The sequence below is a fragment of the Streptomyces sp. SAI-135 genome (assembly GCF_029893805.1).
In the GTDB taxonomy this organism is placed as follows: Bacteria; Actinomycetota; Actinomycetes; order Streptomycetales; family Streptomycetaceae; genus Streptomyces.
Window position 1 is genome coordinate 8,117,445 of the sequence record NZ_JARXYP010000002.1, and the last position, 14,652, is coordinate 8,132,096.

14 protein-coding genes are annotated in these 14,652 nt (G+C 73.1%); 7 read left to right on the forward strand and 7 right to left on the reverse strand.

All coding sequences use genetic code 11. From position 1 onward, the window contains the following. Positions 1–15: 15 nt before the first annotated feature. Genes M2163_RS41160 through M2163_RS41170 form a run of 3 tightly spaced genes read right to left on the reverse strand, consistent with a single transcriptional unit; the run spans position 16 to position 3,134 of the window. Entirely contained in the window at positions 16–339 is a 324-nt protein-coding gene (locus M2163_RS41160) for a HypC/HybG/HupF family hydrogenase formation chaperone (RefSeq protein ID WP_280847764.1), read from the reverse strand. A 6-nt stretch (positions 340–345) separates the two neighbouring features. Beyond that, on the reverse strand, positions 346–2,631 hold the full coding sequence (gene hypF, locus M2163_RS41165; protein ID WP_280847763.1) for a carbamoyltransferase HypF: 2,286 nt from the start codon (positions 2,629–2,631) through the stop codon (positions 346–348). Further along, positions 2,628–3,134, reverse strand: coding sequence for a hydrogenase maturation protease (locus M2163_RS41170; protein WP_280847762.1), 507 nt, complete (start codon positions 3,132–3,134; stop codon positions 2,628–2,630). The genes hypF and M2163_RS41170 overlap by 4 nt, the downstream gene beginning before the upstream one ends. A gap of 213 nt (positions 3,135–3,347) precedes the next feature. Between M2163_RS41170 and M2163_RS41175 the strand changes: the two genes are divergently transcribed. Next, complete coding sequence (locus M2163_RS41175) at positions 3,348–4,235, forward strand: universal stress protein (RefSeq protein ID WP_280847761.1); 888 nt, start codon at positions 3,348–3,350, stop codon at positions 4,233–4,235. Between the two features lie 88 nt (positions 4,236–4,323). On the opposite strand, the gene M2163_RS41180 is transcribed toward M2163_RS41175, so the two are convergent. Beyond that, entirely contained in the window at positions 4,324–4,842 is a 519-nt protein-coding gene (locus M2163_RS41180; protein ID WP_280847760.1) for a DUF2231 domain-containing protein, read from the reverse strand. Between the two features lie 156 nt (positions 4,843–4,998). Here M2163_RS41180 and M2163_RS41185 point away from each other — a divergent pair, with 156 nt between their 5' ends. Continuing rightward, positions 4,999–6,921 carry a DEDDh family exonuclease gene (locus tag M2163_RS41185; protein ID WP_280847759.1) on the forward strand — a complete coding sequence of 641 codons (1,923 nt, stop codon included), beginning with the start codon at positions 4,999–5,001 and terminating at the stop codon, positions 6,919–6,921. 238 nt (positions 6,922–7,159) lie between these two features. On the opposite strand, the gene M2163_RS41190 is transcribed toward M2163_RS41185, so the two are convergent. Continuing rightward, the gene (locus M2163_RS41190; protein WP_348540929.1) at positions 7,160–7,765 is read right to left on the reverse strand and encodes an SDR family NAD(P)-dependent oxidoreductase; all 606 of its coding nucleotides are present in this window, start codon (positions 7,763–7,765) and stop codon (positions 7,160–7,162) included. A gap of 60 nt (positions 7,766–7,825) precedes the next feature. Then, complete coding sequence (locus M2163_RS41195; protein WP_280847758.1) at positions 7,826–8,587, reverse strand: ZIP family zinc transporter; 762 nt, start codon at positions 8,585–8,587, stop codon at positions 7,826–7,828. A gap of 159 nt (positions 8,588–8,746) precedes the next feature. Between M2163_RS41195 and M2163_RS41200 the strand changes: the two genes are divergently transcribed. Further along, positions 8,747–9,940 (forward strand): PP2C family protein-serine/threonine phosphatase, encoded by a 1,194-nt coding sequence (locus M2163_RS41200; protein ID WP_280847756.1) that lies wholly within the window; start codon positions 8,747–8,749, stop codon positions 9,938–9,940. A 39-nt stretch (positions 9,941–9,979) separates the two neighbouring features. Here M2163_RS41200 and M2163_RS41205 read toward each other — a convergent pair whose 3' ends face one another. Then, positions 9,980–10,354, reverse strand: a complete 375-nt coding sequence (locus tag M2163_RS41205) for an STAS domain-containing protein (RefSeq protein ID WP_280847755.1) — start codon at positions 10,352–10,354, stop codon at positions 9,980–9,982. A gap of 185 nt (positions 10,355–10,539) precedes the next feature. Here M2163_RS41205 and M2163_RS41210 point away from each other — a divergent pair, with 185 nt between their 5' ends. From M2163_RS41210 to M2163_RS41225, 4 genes are all read left to right on the forward strand, one after another. Further along, positions 10,540–11,043, forward strand: coding sequence for an ATP-binding protein (locus M2163_RS41210; RefSeq protein ID WP_280847754.1), 504 nt, complete (start codon positions 10,540–10,542; stop codon positions 11,041–11,043). Between the two features lie 307 nt (positions 11,044–11,350). Then, positions 11,351–12,991: a phosphoglucomutase (alpha-D-glucose-1,6-bisphosphate-dependent) gene (gene pgm / locus M2163_RS41215; RefSeq protein ID WP_280847753.1), complete on the forward strand. Its 1,641-nt coding sequence runs from the start codon at positions 11,351–11,353 to the stop codon at positions 12,989–12,991. A gap of 130 nt (positions 12,992–13,121) precedes the next feature. Continuing rightward, positions 13,122–14,021 carry an amidohydrolase family protein gene (locus M2163_RS41220; protein WP_280896572.1) on the forward strand — a complete coding sequence of 300 codons (900 nt, stop codon included), beginning with the start codon at positions 13,122–13,124 and terminating at the stop codon, positions 14,019–14,021. A gap of 58 nt (positions 14,022–14,079) precedes the next feature. Continuing rightward, a complete protein-coding gene (locus M2163_RS41225; RefSeq protein WP_280896573.1) occupies positions 14,080–14,520 on the forward strand; it encodes a VOC family protein in 441 nt (146 codons plus the stop codon). Positions 14,521–14,652: the final 132 nt, after the last annotated feature.

Here is a 14,652-nt window from a genome sequence, read left to right on the forward strand (position 1 = left end):
CCCCTCCTGGGCCCTTCAGGCCCCCCGGTGCGGGCCCGCTCGCCCCGTTGCGACCGGATCACTCACGGCCGGCGACTCCGCGGCAGGCAAGGGCTCACCCAGTTCCCCCTCCACCGCCCCCGCCATCGCCCGCAGCACGTCCAGCGTGCGGCGGGCCTCCACCTCGTCGACCCGGGTGATCGCGAACCCCACGTGCACGATCACGTAGGACCCGACGTCCGCGTCCGGCGTACAGCTCAGGCACACCTCGCGCCGTATCCCCCCGAAATCCACGGTCGCCATCCGCAGCCCCGCGTCGTCGTGCACCTCCAGCACCCGCCCCGGGATCCCCAGACACATCCGCCCTCACTCCTTCCCGGACAGCCGGGCGGCCGCGATCGCCGCCTGGCCGTAGCTGATGCCGCCGTCCCCGACGGGAACCTGTCCGCCGACCAGCACCCGCAGCCCCTGCGCGCGCAGCCGGCGCCGCACCTCGGTCAGCAGCCGCCGGTTGACGAAGCAGCCGCCGCCCAGGCACACCGTGCGGGGCGCGCCCTCGGCCACCGCGCGGGCGGCCAGGTCCGCGGTGACGATCGCCAGCGTCAGATGGAAGGCCGCGGCCAGCAGGGCGACCGGCTCCCCGGCGAGCTGCCGCGCCAGCAGGTCGGCGAGGGTCGGGGCCGGGTCGTACACCCACAATCCGTCCGCCCGCACCAGCCGGTGGGCGAGCGGCACGGCGTGCGTGTCACCGGCCGCCGCCTCCAGCAGGACGGCCGCCTCGCCCTCGTAGCCGACGTGGTCGGCGAGGCCGAGCAGGGCGGCCACGGTGTCGAAGAGCCGGCCGGCGCTGGAGGCGCGGGGGCAGTTGACGTCCCTGGCCACCATGGCGGTCACGGCGCTGACCTCGTGCGGGTCGAGCCGGTCGGTGAAGGGGCGGGTCAGCCACGGGTACGGCCGGGGCGAGCCCAGTGCCTCGCCGCCGAGCAGCCGGCCGAGGGCGGTGCGGGAGGGATGGCGTACCGCCGCGTCGCCGCCGGGCAGGGGCGCGGTCGCGAACCTGCCCACGCGGCGGTAGCCGGTCAGATCGGCGACGAGGATCTCGCCGCCCCACAGGGTCCCGTCGTCCCCGAGCCCGAGCCCGTCGTAGGCGATGCCGAGGAACGGCCCGCGCACCCCGTGCTCGGCCGCGCAGGCGGCCACGTGCGCGTGGTGGTGCTGCACGGCGAGGTGGCGCAACGGCTGCGCCCGGGCCCACTGCGTCGACAGGTAGCCGGGGTGCAGGTCGTGCGCCAGGACGCGCGGCTCGATGCCGGTGAGGTGTCTGAGATGGCCGTACGACGCCTCGAACGCCTCGTGGGACGCGAGGTCGGACAGGTCACCGGTGTGCGGACCGAGCACGGCACGGCCGTCCGCGGCGAGTGTGAAGGTGTGCTTGAGCTGGGCCCCGGCCCCGGCGACCGGCTCCGCCACGCGCAGGCGCAGCGGCGCGGGGGCGAGGCCGCGGGCACGCCGGACCGTGATGCGGGTCCGGCCGGCGAACTGCACCACCGAGTCGTCGTAGCGGGCCCGGATCGGGCGGTCGTGGGTGAGGAACCCGTCCGCCACGCCGGCCAGGGCGCGGCGGGCCTCGCTGTCGTCCACGGCGATGGGCTCGTCGCTCAGGTTGCCGCTGGTGACCACGAGAGGCCGGGCCAGATCGTCGAGGAGGAGGTGGTGCAGGCCCGTGGTCGGCAGGAACAGGCCGATCCGCGTGAGACCGGGGTGCACCCCGGGAGCGAGCCGCGGGGTCCCGCGCCACCGGCGGCGGGCCAGCAGGACCACGGGACGCTCCGGTGACGTCAGGGCGCGCTCCTCCGTCGCGCCGATCATGGCCAGACGCGAGGCCGTGCGCAGCCCGTCGACCATCACGGCGAAGGGCTTCGCCGGACGGTGCTTGCGCCGCCTGAGCTCCGCCACGGCGCGCGTATCACCGGCGTCGCACACCAGTTGGTAGCCGCCCAGGCCCTTCAGGGCGACGATCCCGCCGCCGGCGATCGTCTCGACCGCCGCCCCCAGCGCCTCCTCGCCGCGCAGGTCCCGCCAGGCGAGCCGGGGGCCGCAGACGGGACAGGCGACGGGCTCGGCGTGGAAGCGCCGGTCGGTCGGGTCGGCGTACTCGGCGGCGCAGTCACGGCACAGCGGGAACGCCCGCATCGTGGTGCGGACCCGGTCGTAGGGCAGGTCCTCGATGATCGTGGCGCGGGGACCGCAGTCCGTGCAGTTGACGAACGGGTAGCGGTGTCTGCGGTCGCCCGGGTCGCGCAGTTCGCGCAGACAGGCGTCGCAGATCGCGGCGTCGGGCGGGATCTCGCGCGCGGCCGGGTCCGGGCCGGCGGGGGCGCTGTGGCGCACGTGGAAACCCTCGCCGTACGACGGCCCGGTGCCCTCGGTCAGCCGGACCCGGCGCACCCGGGCCAGGGCCGGCGCGTCGGACCGCAGCCGGGCGGCGAACGCCTCGATGCGGCCGGCGGGCCCGGCGACCTCGCCCTCCACGTGGCCGTTGACGTTGGCCACCCAGCCGGTCAGCCCGAGTTCGGCCGCGGTGCGGTACACGAAGGGACGGAAGCCGACGCCCTGGACGGTGCCGTGGACCTCGAAGCGTCGCGCGTTCACGGCCGGCTCCCGAACGCGGGGTGCGGATGACGGGCGATGTCGTTCTCGACGGCGTCGGCGAGCGGGTCCACGGCGGCGGCCACCGCGGGGGAGAGGCCGGTGCCGAAGTCACCGTCGGCGCCCTCCACGGCGTAGACGACCAGTTCGCGCGGCAGGAGGCCGAGCACCCGGGCGAGTTCCACGGCCTCGCCGAGCCCCAGTCCGTGCGAACTGGTGGACGTCGGCGCGGACAGCCGGGCGTCATGCAGGGCCAGGCGGTGCACACGGCCGGGAGTGCCCGGGTGGGCGTGCGCCGCGTCCACGACGACGGCCAGATCCACGCCCTCCCACAGGGCGATCAGCCGTGCGGGATCCCCGTCACAGGTGGCGAGCACGATGTCCGGCGGCCACTGCCGCCGCGCGGCCCGCTCCCGCAGCCGGGCCACGACGGCCCAGCCCACGCCGTCGTCGCGCCGGAACTCGTTGCCGACGCCGACGACGGTGATCCGTGTGCACGCCCTCATGCGCTCACCGTGCGTCGTCGCCGGCCGTTGCGACAGGGGCCGAACGGCCCGTGCCGCAGGGCCGGTTCTCCTTCCGCCCCGTTGACCGGCCACGGTGACGGCCGTGAAGAGGGCCGAACGGACCCGGCGCCGGCCCTGGCGGCCCATGTCCGCACAGGAGCGCCGGAGCAAGGCTGGAAGCGAGGAGCGGACCGAGCGCTGGAGGTGCGCGTCATGCCCCTGCCCGTCATCGCCGCAGTGGACGGTTCGGCCGAGAGCCTCGCGGCGGCCGAGTGGGCGGCCCGTGAGGCCGTACGGCGGAAGCGGTCGTTGCGGCTGGTGCACGCCTGGAGCTGGCACCCCCGTCAGGACGGTGAGCCCGCCACCGCGGCTCAGCGCCTGATGGCGCGCCGGGCCCTGCGGCAGGCCGGGGAGCGCATCGGCCGTGCCTGCCCGGAACTGCGCTTCGAGGAGGAGCAGGTTCAGGGTCCCGCCACGGAGGCGCTGGTGCGTGCGGCGGAACAGGCAGACGTCCTGGTGCTGGGGTCGCGGGGCCTGAGCGGTTTCACGGGCTTTCTGGTGGGTTCGGTCGCCCTGGGCGTCGTCGCGCGTGCCGGCCGGCCCGTCGTCCTCGTGCGGGCGGACGGGGAGACCGCGGGCGCCGGCCTGCCCGCCCCGCCCCAGCGGAGCGGGCGGCGGGACGTGGTACTCGGGCTCGACCTGGCGGACCCGTGCGAGGAGGTCATCGACTTCGCCTTCGAGGCGGCACGCTGTGGCGAGGGCCGGCTCCGGGCGGTCCACGCCTGGCAGTCACCCGCCCCGTTCTCGCTGGGACCCGGCGAGATAGGCCTGATCGACGGGCCCCGGCGCGCTGACGAATGGCGGGACTTCATGGCCGCGGTCCTCACGCCCTGGCGCGAGAAGTACCCCGGTGTCGAGGTCGTGGAGACCCTCGCCGAGGGCCGGCCCGCCGCTCCCCTGATCCGCGCGGCCTCCGGAGCGGATCTGCTCGTCGTGGGCCGCCGGATCACCCCGGGCCCGGTGCTCGCCCGCACCGGCCCCGTCACACACGCGGTCGTCCACCACGTCGGCTGCCCCGTGGCTGTCGTTCCGCATGAGTGAGATCCCCTGACCGACGGGTCTCCGAGCCGTGCTGACACCACCCCCCAGGTCATCGGTTCGACAGGGGAACGGGGGAGCCGAAGCAGGCTCAGCCGTCGTCCCTGTCGCCGCCCGTCGCCGCCTTGGAGTAGCCGTCGTGCCACGCGGCCTTCGCCCCCGAATCACCGATGCGGTAGACGTCCACGGCGGCTCCCACGGCCACGACGAGCGACAGAACCGCAACCGCGACACGCACCGGCGCCGCGGACCGGCGTATGCCGCGCGTGGTCCCGGACCCGGACGTGGTGGTGCGGCGGGCCGTCCACCAGACGAGCACCGCCAGCAGGAACAGGCCGCCGGCCCAGGGCAGCAGGCCGTCCCCGAGGGCGGCGTGCCGGCGCACCAGGGCATCGCTGTCGACGTGTGCCTCCAGCCACTCCCCGGCCTCCGTCGCCAGCGGAACGCTCACGAGGGTGACCAGGGCCAGCAGCGGCAGTACGAGGCCCATGCGCTGCGCCGCGCTCGACCAGACCGCGCAGACGCCGAGTGCCAGTGCGGTGAGAGGAACGAGTACGACGACGAAATGCACGAGAAGGACGTGCGCGGGCAGGCCGTTGATCACGCTCATAGGTGTTCCTCCACCGGGTTGGTCACACGCGATGCGTCGAAGGCGCGCCAGCCTCGCACAGGAAGTTCTCAACTTCCTCTGAGCACACCAGGGACATATGGGGATGAACCGGCATCCGGGTTGAAGGGACGGTGGATATCGCACCATCCTTCCCCCATGTCTCTCACGTCCCCTGCCTTCGACCTCTCCGGCCTGCGCGACTACGCCCACGACTGGGCGTTGGTGGACGTGGAGACCTCCGGGCTGGTCCCGCGCCGGGACCGGGTGCTGTCCGTGGCCGTCGTGACGCTGGGACCGGACGGCCGACAGACGGGGGAGTTCTCGACCTTGCTGAACCCCGGCTGCGATCCGGGTCCGGTGCACGTCCACGGGCTCACGGCCGAGCGGCTGCGCGGTGCGCCGACCTTCGACCAGGTGGCCGACCGTATCGGCGCGCTGCTCGCGGACCGTGTGCTGGTGGCGCACAACGCCCAGTTCGACTACGACTTCCTCGCCCACGAGTTCTCCCGGGCGCGTACGTGGCTGCCCGTCACGCGGCGGCTGTGCACCCTCGCACTGAACCGACGCGTCGACCCGCCCACGGACGACCTGAAGCTGGGCACACTCGCCGCGCACTACGGCGTGCCCCAGGTGAAGGCGCACGACGCACTCGACGACACCCGTGTGCTCGCCGGAGTCCTGCGCGCCTCACTGCAACAGGCCGCGCGCCTCGGCCTTCCGCTGCCGCTGGTGACCTGCCCGCCGCGGCAGGACCCGCAGTTCGCGCCGCAACCGCCCAAGACGCCGTGCGGCTACCGCAATCCGGGACGCCTCACCCTCGGCGGCCCCCTCGTACAGGGCATGAAGGTGGCCGTCACCGGGGAAACCCGCACCGCGCGGGCCGAGTTGGTGGGCCGATCGGTCGCCGCCGGGCTCAACATGGTGGGCTCCGTGAGCCGGCACACCAGCGCGCTGGTCACCAATGACCCCGCGTCCGGAACGGCCAAGGCCCGGCGGGCCCTGGCCGAGGGCGTCCCCGTCATCGACGAAACCGCCTTCCTCCGGCTGCTGGACGATGTGCGGCCCGGTACCCCGCACGAGCAGGCCAGGTCCGCGGCCCCTGCCGTCCCCTCCGTGCCGCCGGCCACGCTGCCCGCCGTGCCCGCGCCCCGACCGCCGGAGCCGGCCGAGTCCACGACCGTTCGCGCCTCTTCCGTTCCGGCCCCGGCCGTGGGCTCCGAACCGGTGGCGGTGGACCCCGAAGCGCAACCCCAGGCCCGCTCCAGGAAGTTGAGCGGTCCACTGTCGGGGCGGCGGGTGCTGGTTCTGGGCGGCACGCACCCCGAAGCGGTCGCCGCTCGCACGCAGGTCGTCGAACTGGGCGGGGCCGCCGCCATCAACCTGTCCGCGAGCGTCACCGACGTCGTCCTCCTCGACGGGGGAGAGGCCGACCGCCGCATGAGCCGGATCACCTCCCTCGCCTTTCCCACCCACGACGCCGCCTGGCTCGACGCCCCCGTCGCCACCACACAGCCGCGCTCCGGCGGACGGGGCGACGCCGCCCACGTGCTGCCCCGCGGCGGTGTCGTCGACCTGCCCTCCCTCAACCGGGCCGGAGTGCCGGACCGCTGGACCGTCAGCGCCTCCTGGGGCCAGCGGACGGCCGACGAGATCGACCTCGTCGCCTTCGTGGTCGACGAGGACGAACAGGTCTGCTTCGACGAGGACTTCGTGTTCTACGGGGCGCCCGAGAACCCGGCCGGGACCGTGCGCCTGCTGAGCGACGGGCCGACCGAACAGACCATCAGCATCGACCTCGTCACCCTCCCGCCCGCCACCCGCAAGGTCGTCGTCGCAGCCGCCATCGACGGCACGGGCACCTTCGGTGATGTCGGCGCCGTCCACATCAGCTCGGGCCCCGGCACCAGCGCCGCGCCACTCGTCCAGGCCACCCTCGACGCGGCCACCACCGAGCGGACCCTGCTCCTCGCCGAGATCTACCGGCGCGGTCCCCGCTGGCGCCTGCGCGCCGTAGGCCAGGGCTACGACCATGGTCTCGCCGCCCTTGCCGGGCGGTACGGCGTCGACGTCGCGGACTGACGAGCGGGGGCGTCGGCTTACCTTCTCCGGCAACTCCTGCACGCCGTCCGGACCGGGCGGGCTTCGAACTGACCGGACCGGACACCTCCTGACGCGAACCCGCCCCCGTGTCAGCCGCCCTCCAGTTCCGTCCCCGTCTCCTCCGCCAGTGTGCGCAGCAGGCGCTCCTGGAACTCCTCGTCGTGCACGGCCGGGTGCGGGTCCTGCCTCTGCTGGTGGTACCAGTACCCGCCCGAGGTCAGCGCCGCCGGCTCGTCGCTCGACGCCAGCCACTCCTGGGTCCGGTGACCGAGTTCCAGATCGTCCGGCGCGTTCGGCCCGCCCATCCTCGTGGGGCCCAGCCCGGATCCACGGCATTGCTCAGCACACCGGGGCGCAGCCGGGCCACCGCCGCCGCGAGCGTGGTGACGAACAGCTTGCTGTCGGCGTACGACCCCGCGCTCCCTCCCCGCCAGTCGATCCCGGTGAGCGAGGGGCGGCCGCCGAAGTGCGAGCCGCTGCTCAGGTACACCAGTCGGCGCGGCCCGGGAAGCAGGGCGGTGAGCAGGTACGGCGCGATGACGTTGACCGGCATGACGGCGGGTCCGCTCCACACACCGGCGTTGTGGATCACCGCGTCGAGCGGCGCCGCGTCGTGCAGCTCGGCCGCGATCCGTCGTACGGCGTCCCGCTCCGCGAAGTCACCCACCACCACCTGTGCCCCGCGGGCCGCCAACGCGTCGAGGGTCTCCGCGCGCCGCTGGTTCCGGGCGTGCACCACGACGTCGTGCCCCGTGGACAGGAGCGCCTCCGCCGCGGCACGCCCCAGTCCGTCCGCGGAACCGGTCACCAGAATCCGACTCAAGATCGCACCGCCTCCCAGCTGATCGCTGTCCCCAAGTGAACCCTTTCGCGGTCCGTCCGGTCAGACGTGGGAGAGCGCGAAGGAGACCAGGAAGCCGCTCACGGTGATCAGTCCGATGGCCAGGTGGGCGTCCTCGAAGGCCTCGGGGATCATCGTGTCCGCGATCATGGCGAGGATCGCTCCGGCCGCCACGGCGGTCACCGCGGCGATCACGGCGGGGGAGAAGGAGCCGACCACGGTGTAGCCGAGGACGGCCGACACGGTGCTCGCGGCGGCGATCGCGGCCCAGACGCCGAAGACGTACCCCTGGGAGCGACCGGCCTTCTTCATCCCGGCCGAACTGGACAGCCCCTCGGGCACATTGCTGATGAACACCGCTGCCACGGTGACCAGGCTGACCGCGCCGCCGTCGAGCAGGCTGACGCCGATCACCGCCGACTCGGGCACGCCGTCGAGCAGCGCGCCGAGCGCGAGCGCCGCCCCGGAGCCACCCTGCTGCGCCTCCGAGGGCTGCGCCGCCGACTCCGCGTGACCGGAGCGCTTGCGGTGCCGGGCGCCCCGGCGGGCCAGCCACACGTTGCCCGCGGTGTAGGCCAGGGCGCCGATGAGGGTGCCGGCGACCGCGGGGGTGAGCCCTGCCTCGTCGTACGCCTCCCCGACCAGTTCGAAGGAGACCGCCGACAACAGCACTCCGGCACCGAAGGCCATCACCGTGGCGATCACCTTCTGCGGCACCCGCAGCCCGTATCCCAGCGCGGCCCCGAGCAGCAGCGCCGAGCCCGCCACCAGCCCCCACAGTCCCGCTTGCACCACTTCAGCCATGCCGACGCGTCTACCCGTTCTGGATGTGGATCAACGGATGCCGTGCTCCTCGGAGGTCCGCAGGGGGCATGGCCGGCCTTTTGACCAGGCAAGACGGCCGTATGAGGTGATGGCGCGCAGATGCGGGGAAGAAGGTGCGGCAACGGATGGGAGGTTGCTGTGGAGGGTGGAGATCTGGAACTGGGCGAGCTGCTGGCCGCCGCGGAAGCGGCCCCGCCCGGTGAATCCGTAGACGTGGTCGCACGCGACCTGCAGAAGCGGCTGGGTGCGGAGCGGGTGTCGTTCCTCTTCGTCGATCTCATCGGTCAGCGGCTGGTACGGCTGGTCGCGGCCGGCGCCGATGTCGCGGAAGACGCCGAGCCGATGGCCCTGCGGGGCAGTGTCTACGACAGCGTGCTGCGCACCCAGCGCCAGCACGTGCAACCGGACGGCCAGGGCGGACGGTGCGTCATCACGCCCGTCAGCAACCGCGGCGACTGCCTCGGCGTGCTCGAGGTGACCCTGCAGAGCGCCGACGAGACCGTGTTGCGCCAGGTCCGCGACGCGGCACACGCGCTGGCCTACATCATCGTCACGGACGGGCGCTTCACCGACCTCTACCACCTGGGCCGGCGCACCACCGAGACCAGCCTGGCCGCGGAGATCCAGCACCAGTTGCTGCCCTCGGCCCCGTGCTGCGAGGCGGCCCAGTTCACCCTCGCCGCCGGTCTCGTGCCCGCCGACGACATCGGTGGCGACACCTACGACTACGCCCTGGACCGCGACACCCTTCATGTGTCCATCACCGACGCGATGGGGCACGACACGAACTCCGCGCTGCTGGCCACGCTGCTGGTCGGCGCGCTGCGGCGGTCGCGCCGCAGCGGCTGTGACGCCCTCAAGCAGGCCGACCACGCCCACCAGGCCCTGCTGACCCAGAGCCGCGGGCTGGCCACCGGGCAGTTGCTGTGCGTCCACCTGGAAACCGGCCTGTGCGAACTGGTCAACGCGGGCCACCCCTGGCCGCTGCGGCTGCGTGAGGGCACCGTCGAAGAGGTCCGGCTCGCCGTCAACCTGCCGTTCGGCGTGGTGGCGCCCGGCTCCTACCGGCTCCAGGAACTGCAACTGCACCCCGGTGACCGCCTGATCCTGCTCACCGACGGCATGCTGGAACGCGGTGCCGCGACGGCCGACCTGACCTCGGTCATCCGGGACACCGGCGCGCTGCATCCACGAGAGGCCGTCCGGGCCCTGACCGGCGCGGTCCTCGAGGCCTGCCACGGCAGCCTCCGGGACGACGCCACCGTCCTGGTCCTGGACTGGCACGGCGATCGCCGCTGGCCGGTCGGGACCGGGCCGGACGCCGAGCGCTGATCCGCGCCGTCCGGCCGTGGAGGTCAGGACCTCAGGACCTCAGGGCCTCAGAGCCTGTTCGAGCGTGGGATGGCAGGCGATGACGGTGTCGAGGCCGACGAGCTGGACGACCCGTGTCACCGGTTCCTGGGCGGCGGCCAGCCGCAGCCATCCCCGGGCCGCGCTGACCTTGTGGTGGACATGGACGAAGACGTTGATGCCCGTGGAGTCCAGGAAGGCCACCCCGCCGAGATCCACCACGACACGGGGGACCGAACCGTCGTCCGCACCGTCCTCGGGGAGCAGTGCGGTCGTCAGCGCGTCCTTGACGTCATGGTCGATGTCTCCGTGCAGGGTCACCACCCGGATGCCGTCGACGGTGGAGTGCGCGATGGACAGCCGTTCCGGTCGGCCTGTTGGCGATATGTCGGTCACCGTTCCTCACCCTGAGCCCAGGCTGCCGTGGGCAGCGTCCGTGGACGATTGTGCCGCACCGTACCGGTCGGTCGCACCAGTCCGGCTCTGTTCGAACATCGTCGCGGATGTGCATGCCCGTACGACAGGCTGGGCACCCGCGCGCGGAGAACGCGTGGAGAAGCGGAGAAGCGGAGGAACGGGTGATGCCGGTGGGCTCGCGATCCGAGGACGGGGACTGTACCGGGCGCGGTGCCCTCCCCCTGCGCGCCGGCCTCGCCCTGTCCGGCGACGACGGATGCATCGCGCGGGCCCGGCGCCACGCCGCCGACTTCCTCACCCGGCTCCGCGAGGGGTCCGGCCCGCCGATCTCCCCGCCCATCGTGGGGATGGTCCAGCTCATCGTCAGTGAGCTGGTCACCAACGCCCTCAAGTACGCCCCCGGACCGGTCCTCATGGAACTGCGCGTCACCGGTGCCGGCCTGGAGATCGTCGTCGGGGACAGCAGCCCCACCCTGCCGTCGGCGCAGCCCGCGGACCCGGGCCGGGTCGGCCGGCACGGGCTGGAGATCGTCCGGGCCATCGCCCAGGACGTCGTCGTCCAGCGACTGGCACTCGGCAAGCGCGTCACCGCCCGCATCGCCCTGACCGACAGTCCGGCCTCGGGCACCGTGCGGACGTCTCCGCCCAGAGGTGCCCGGCCATCGTGACGCCGTGGCCGACCGCCCAGCCGCGCACGAACCGGACCGACCCCGCTCACCGCACCGCAGACACCCCGCGCCCCGCACCGCAGACACCCCGCCTCTCCCGGTGCACACCCGCAGGCTCAGCGGCGGTACCGGCCGGGAGAGCACCCCTCCGACGGTCCTGTCATCCGCCGGACGGCACCCGGCAGGGCGGCCGCACGAACGGCGAACACGTGACGGCGGAACCGCGCCCCCGAGCGCGTCCCCGCCGCCCCGACAGGGGAGAATGAGCCCCGTACCCAACGATCGACCCTTGCGGAGGAGCGGGTAAATGCAGAACGCGCGAGCGGGGCAGGTCGCCGGGCCCGACGACCTCATCGACGTGGCCCGTCTGGTGACGGCGTACTACACGCTGCACCCCGACCCGGCCGAACCGGGCCAGCGGGTGGCCTTCGGCACCTCGGGGCACCGCGGTTCGTCCCTCGCGGCGGCCTTCAACGAGGACCACATCGCGGCCACCAGCCAGGCCATCTGCGAGTACCGCGCCGCCCAGGGCACCGACGGCCCCCTCTTCCTCGGCGCCGACACCCACGCCCTGTCGGAGCCCGCGCGGATCACGGCACTGGAGGTGTTCGCGGCCAACGACGTGACCGTCCTCATCGACCAGGCCGACGGCTACACGCCCACCCCCGCCGTCTCGCACGCCATCCTCACCCACAACCGGCACCGGACCTCGGCGCTCGCCGACGGCGTCGTCGTCACCCCCTCGCACAACCCGCCCGCCGACGGCGGCTTCAAGTACAACCCGCCGAACGGCGGCCCCGCCGGTTCCGAGGCGACCTCCTGGATCCAGGACCGTGCCAACGAGATCATCACCGGCGGCCTGAAGGACGTACGGCGCATCCCGTACAGCCGTGCCCTGGCCGCCCCCGGCACCGGACGCCACGACTTCCTCGGCGCCTACGTGGCCGACCTGCCGAACGTGCTGGATCTCGACGCGATCCGCTCCGCCGGGGTACGCATCGGCGCCGACCCGCTGGGCGGTGCCTCCGTCGCCTACTGGGGCCGGATCGCCGAGGAGCACCGACTCGACCTCACGGTGGTCAACCCGCTCACCGACCCTACCTGGCGCTTCATGACGCTGGACTGGGACGGCAAGATCCGCATGGACTGCTCGTCGCCGTACGCCATGGCCTCGCTCATCGAGCAGCGCGACCGGTTCGACATCGCCACCGGCAACGACGCCGACTCCGACCGGCACGGCATCGTCACGCCCGACGCCGGCCTGATGAACCCCAACCACTACCTGGCCGTGGCCATCTCGTACCTGTACTCCCACCGCGAGCAGTGGCCAGCGGGGGCCGGGATCGGCAAGACCCTCGTGTCGTCCAGCATGATCGACCGGGTCGCGGCGGACCTCGGCCGGACGCTGGTCGAGGTGCCCGTCGGCTTCAAGTGGTTCGTGGACGGCCTGTCCGACGGCAGCATCGGCTTCGGCGGCGAGGAGTCGGCCGGCGCCTCCTTCCTGCGCCGCGACGGCTCGGTGTGGACCACCGACAAGGACGGCATCATCCTGGCCCTGCTCGCCTCCGAGATCACGGCGGTCACCGGCAAGAGCCCCTCGCAGCACTACGCCGAGCTCACCGACCGCTTCGGCGCCCCCGCCTACGCGCGCGTCGACGCCCCGGCCACCCGCGAGGAGAAGGCCCTGCTCGCCAAGTTGTCCCCGAGCCAGGTCACCGCCGACACGCTGGCCGGGGAGCCGGTCACCACGGTCCTCACCGAGGCCCCCGGCAACGGCGCCGCCCTCGGTGGCATCAAGGTGGCCACCGCCAACGCCTGGTTCGCGGCCCGCCCCTCGGGCACCGAGGACGTCTACAAGATCTACGGGGAGTCGTTCCTCGGTCCGGACCATCTGAGCCAGGTCCAGGAGGAGGCCAGGTCCGTGGTGCTGGCGGCACTGAAGGCCTGACCCGGCGCCGACGCCCGGCCCGCGGTCGTGATCCGTTCACGAACGCGGGCCCTGGGATGTGACGGATGCCTCACCTGACCCCTCGCGGAAAGGGTCGCCGTGCCCCTCACCGGGGACGATGGTGGGCGACATGAGCGATCGCGACGAGGCGACGAACGGCGAGGCCGACGAGGTCCGCCGGTTCTGGGGCCGGCTGGGGCTGCCGGGCCTGATCGACGTGCACACCCACTTCATGCCCGAGCGGGTCCTGCACAAGGTCTGGGAGTACTTCGACACCAACGGGCCGCTGATCGGCGGGCTGGGATGGCCGATCACCTACCGGAAGGCGGAAGCGGAGAGAACGGCCCTGCTGCGGGGGTTCGGGGTCCGGGCCTTCACCGCGATGCTCTATCCCCACAAGCCCGGCATGGCCAGGTGGCTGAACGGCTGGGCAGCCGACTTCGCCCGCCGCACCCCCGACTGCCTGCACACCGCCACCCTCTTCCCCGAGCCGGACGTCGAGACGTACGTCCGCGAGGCCGTCGAGGCAGGCGCGCGGGTCTTCAAGGCGCATGTCCAGGTGGGCGGCTACGACCCCGCCGACGAGCTCCTCCAGCGGACCTGGGGGCTGCTGGCCGAGGCCGGCGTCCCCGTGGTGATCCACTGCGGCTCCGGGCCCGCGCCCGGCAAGCACACCGGGCCCGAGCCCATCGCGCGGGTGCTGGCCCGCCATCCGCGCCTGCGGCTGATCGTCGCGCACATGGGCATGCCCGAGTACGAGGAGTTCTTCGACCTGGCCGAGCGGTACGACCAGGTGCGGCTGGACACCACGATGGCGTTCACCGACTTCACCGAGGACTTCATGCCGTTCCCGCGCCGCACCCTGCCCCGGCTCGCCGCACTCGGTGACCGCGTCCTGCTGGGCTCCGACTTCCCCAGCATCCCCTACCCCTACCTGCACCAGCTCCAGGCCCTGGAACGGCTGGACCTCGGCCCGGAGTGGCTACGGGCCGTGTGCCACGACAACGCCGGAAGTCTGTTCGCCGTGTGACACCGTCGTCGGAAGCACCGTCAACGGACCCACCCTCATCGGACCAAGGAGAACCGGCATGACGATCCAGCGGATGGACAACGTCCTCATCGTCGTCGAGGACCTCGACGCCGTGATCGCGTTCTTCGTCGAACTCGGCATGGAACTGGAGGGCCGGTCGCCGGTGGAGGGGCGGTGGGTGGAGCGGATCATCGCCCTCGACGGCGTACGGCAGGACGTCGCCATGCTGCGTACCCCGGACGGCCACGGGCGCGTCGAGCTGGCGAAGTTCCACACGCCGAAGGCGGTCGGCGGGGCGCCGCGGGACGCGCCGACGAACACGCTCGGCATCCGGCGCATCATGTTCGCGGTCGACGACCTCGACGACACCGTCGCCCGCCTGCGCGCCCACGGCGCCGAACTCGTCGGCGAGATCGTGCGGTACGAGAACGTCTACTGGCTCTGTTACGTCCGCGGCCCCGAGGGCATCGTCGTCGGCCTGGCCGAACAGCTCGGCTGATCCCGTCCGGGATCCGCCACGGGCAAGGAATGGAGGAAGGACCGCCGCGACCTCCCCAGGTGTGACGGCCCTTCCTCCGGGTAAGCATCGACTCAGCTACCCCGAAGATCCGGACTCATGCCCGACAGATCC

Coding starts and splice junctions, on each gene's coding strand:
- M2163_RS41210 (WP_280847754.1), top strand. CDS start 10,540: ATGCCGGTGGGCTCGCGATCCGAGGACGGGGACTGTACCGGGCGCGGT.
- M2163_RS41180 (WP_280847760.1), bottom strand. CDS start 4,842: ATGAGCGTGATCAACGGCCTGCCCGCGCACGTCCTTCTCGTGCATTTC.
- M2163_RS41160 (WP_280847764.1), bottom strand. CDS start 339: ATGTGTCTGGGGATCCCGGGGCGGGTGCTGGAGGTGCACGACGACGCG.
- M2163_RS41220 (WP_280896572.1), top strand. CDS start 13,122: ATGAGCGATCGCGACGAGGCGACGAACGGCGAGGCCGACGAGGTCCGC.
- pgm (WP_280847753.1), top strand. CDS start 11,351: ATGCAGAACGCGCGAGCGGGGCAGGTCGCCGGGCCCGACGACCTCATC.
- M2163_RS41185 (WP_280847759.1), top strand. CDS start 4,999: ATGTCTCTCACGTCCCCTGCCTTCGACCTCTCCGGCCTGCGCGACTAC.
- M2163_RS41195 (WP_280847758.1), bottom strand. CDS start 8,587: ATGGCTGAAGTGGTGCAAGCGGGACTGTGGGGGCTGGTGGCGGGCTCG.
- M2163_RS41170 (WP_280847762.1), bottom strand. CDS start 3,134: ATGAGGGCGTGCACACGGATCACCGTCGTCGGCGTCGGCAACGAGTTC.
- M2163_RS41175 (WP_280847761.1), top strand. CDS start 3,348: ATGCCCCTGCCCGTCATCGCCGCAGTGGACGGTTCGGCCGAGAGCCTC.
- M2163_RS41225 (WP_280896573.1), top strand. CDS start 14,080: ATGACGATCCAGCGGATGGACAACGTCCTCATCGTCGTCGAGGACCTC.